Consider the following 2,330-nt stretch of genomic DNA (forward strand, 5'->3'; position numbering starts at 1 on the left):
CTAGACAGCTCCACTCCACAACCGGAGGCCTTCGTCGTCAGCCAGATTCAGACCGTGTCGTCGCACAAACTCGACCAACCTGCCTGGGCAGTACACCTAGGGCGACACGAGGAGCCAGAAGCCCCCGAGCTGTTCGACCAGGTACTGGAAGAGCTCGGCCTGATCCCTGAACTGCCAACTGACGGTGATGAGGCACTGTGGGCGATGGCTCGGTGGTGGGCGGCTCTCATCGTCGAGGGGAAACTGGACCCGGCAAAAGGTGCCGATCTGATCTGGTGGCGCGTGGCCATGGAGTTGAACTACCCCGAGCAGCTCCAGGGCATCGTCGATGGCGCGATCTGCGCTTCTGACTGGAGCACGGAATGGTCGATTTCCTTGGATCACGTCAAGAGCGACATCATCCGGGCCGCCAGCAAGTTCCTTCAACCTGACATCACCAGATGACATCAACGACAACGGACGGACCCGGCGTTGAGCGACCGTCAACGGTCGCGCCTTAGACGTCGTTTCTTATGGCGTGATCGTTCGTTGAGCCGTGCATGACGGATCTGGTTGAGCGGCTGGTGCCGGACGAGTTGTGGGTGCTGTTCAGGCAGGTGGTGTCGCCGACTGAGGTGATACGTCCGCAGGGCGGTGGCCGACGCCGGGCAGGTGACCGCGAGGCTCTGGCAGCCATCATCTTCGTGGCGACGTCGGGCTGCACCTGGCGCCAGCTGCCGCCAGTGTTCGGACCAGCCTGGCCCACGGTCTACCGTCGTTTCGCCCAGTGGAGCCGGGACCGGGTCTGGGCCCCGCTCCACCGCGTGATCCTCGACGAGCTCGGCGCCCGCGGTGAGCTGGACTGGTCGCGGTGCGCAATCGACTCGGTCAGTCTGCGGGCGGCAAAAGGGGGCCGTTGACCGGACCGAATCCGACCGACCGCGGCAAGTTGGGATCGAAGATCCACCTGATTACCGATCGGAACGGGCTGCCGCTGTCCCTGGGCATCTCGGGCGCGAACCTGCACGACAGCCAGGGCCTGGAGCCGCTCGTGCGCGGCATTCCACCCGTCCGGTCCCGCCGCGGGCCCCGGCGCCGACGGCCGGGCAAGCTGCACGCGGACAAGGGTTACGACTACGACCACCTGCGCCGATGGCTCCGCTGGCGGGGCACCCGGCACCGCATCGCACGCAAGGGCGTCGAGTCCTCACAGCGGTTGGGCCGGCACCGCTGGGTGGTCGAGAGAACCGTGTCCTGGCTGGCCGGTTGCCGACGCCTCCACCGCCGCTATGAACGCAAGGCTGAGCACTTCCTTGCCTTCGTCGGCATAGCCGCAGCTCTCATCGGCTACCGCCGGCTGGCGTCCCTGCTCACGGCCTGAGCCGGTTCTGCTGGACGTCGAAGCAGACCAGCCCCATGGACTCCGCCACGGCTGCCGCGTAGGCCGACGCCTCCTCGGCCATGCTCCACCGCATGGGGAAGTAGATCAGCGGGCCGCTGGCTTCGCCGATCAACGGCCCAGTCGACCACGGTGAGGTGTCCTCCTCGTCCTCGGTGAGGTCGCACCACCGCTCAAGCAGCGCGGCGACGTATGCCGCTATGCGTTCGGACGGAGGCTCTTCAACCTCGCCGTCGATGTAGCGGTCGTACAGGTCGTTGAAGACCCGGGCGGCGGCCTTGTCGTCCGTCGGCCGCTCGCCTTCCCAGACAGCCAGGTCGTAACTCATGCCCCGGAGATTCTCACACCGCACTGACACCTACCTGCCCGGTCACCGGCACAGCCCTCAGCCAAAGGAAACGACGTCTTAGGCGGTCAGGTGCTTCCCAAGGCCCTTCCGCGCGAACTTGTAAAGCGGGGGTCGTCGGTTCGAACCCGACAGGGGGCTCCACGCATTACCGCTCTGACCCTGCTATCCCCAGGCAGGGCTTCCGTTCGGCCTCGGACGTCTCGTCCGGGGCCGTTTGCGTGACGGACGAGAAGTTGATCTCCGGCACATCGCCCGATGGGCCGGCATCATCCGGCACGGACCATGGCGCCGACGGTGCTCGCGATGCCGCAAGACGCAACGCCGCGGGCCGCAGGAACACCCGAGGCAGTGACCGCATCGGTCACCTCCGACTGTGCGTGCTCGTGCCGTTCGGCTGGCTGATCGGCGCGACGGCCTTCTCCGGCAGGCGGCACACCTTCGGCTCCCTCTACGGCTTGGGGTGGTGTGAGGCGACGTGGAAGAGGCGGGGTTGGACGTCGGTGGCGATGTGTACGCGCGGGCCGGTTGGACCCAGGCCCCGCATACCCCAACCCCAAGCGCGGGGTGGGGGGGCGAAAAAAACACCCCCTTCAAGTGTGTAAG

Annotated in this window: 2 protein-coding genes and 1 pseudogene; 2 read left to right on the plus strand and 1 reads right to left on the minus strand. The window is 66.5% G+C overall.

Annotation, left to right across the window (positions count from 1 at the left end):
• Together ACFWI9_RS15075 and ACFWI9_RS15080 are read left to right on the plus strand one after the other, a co-directional pair.
• Positions 1–444, plus strand: a pseudogene (locus tag ACFWI9_RS15075) (hypothetical protein); the annotation flags it as partial.
• 95 nt (positions 445–539) lie between these two features.
• Positions 540–1,360 (plus strand): IS5 family transposase gene (locus ACFWI9_RS15080; RefSeq protein ID WP_387162051.1). Its coding sequence is split into 2 segments (ribosomal slippage): positions 540–897 and positions 897–1,360, totalling 822 coding nucleotides; the frame shifts between segments, so codons are not numbered across the junction.
• Here the strand turns inward: ACFWI9_RS15080 and ACFWI9_RS15085 are convergent.
• Complete coding sequence (locus ACFWI9_RS15085) at positions 1,350–1,706, minus strand: hypothetical protein (protein WP_387162052.1); 357 nt, start codon at positions 1,704–1,706, stop codon at positions 1,350–1,352. The two genes, ACFWI9_RS15080 and ACFWI9_RS15085, sit on opposite strands and share 11 nt — an antisense overlap.
• Positions 1,707–2,330: the final 624 nt, after the last annotated feature.

Source organism: Streptomyces sp. NPDC127084, assembly GCF_042724175.1.
GTDB lineage: Bacteria > Actinomycetota > Actinomycetes > Streptomycetales > Streptomycetaceae > Streptomyces.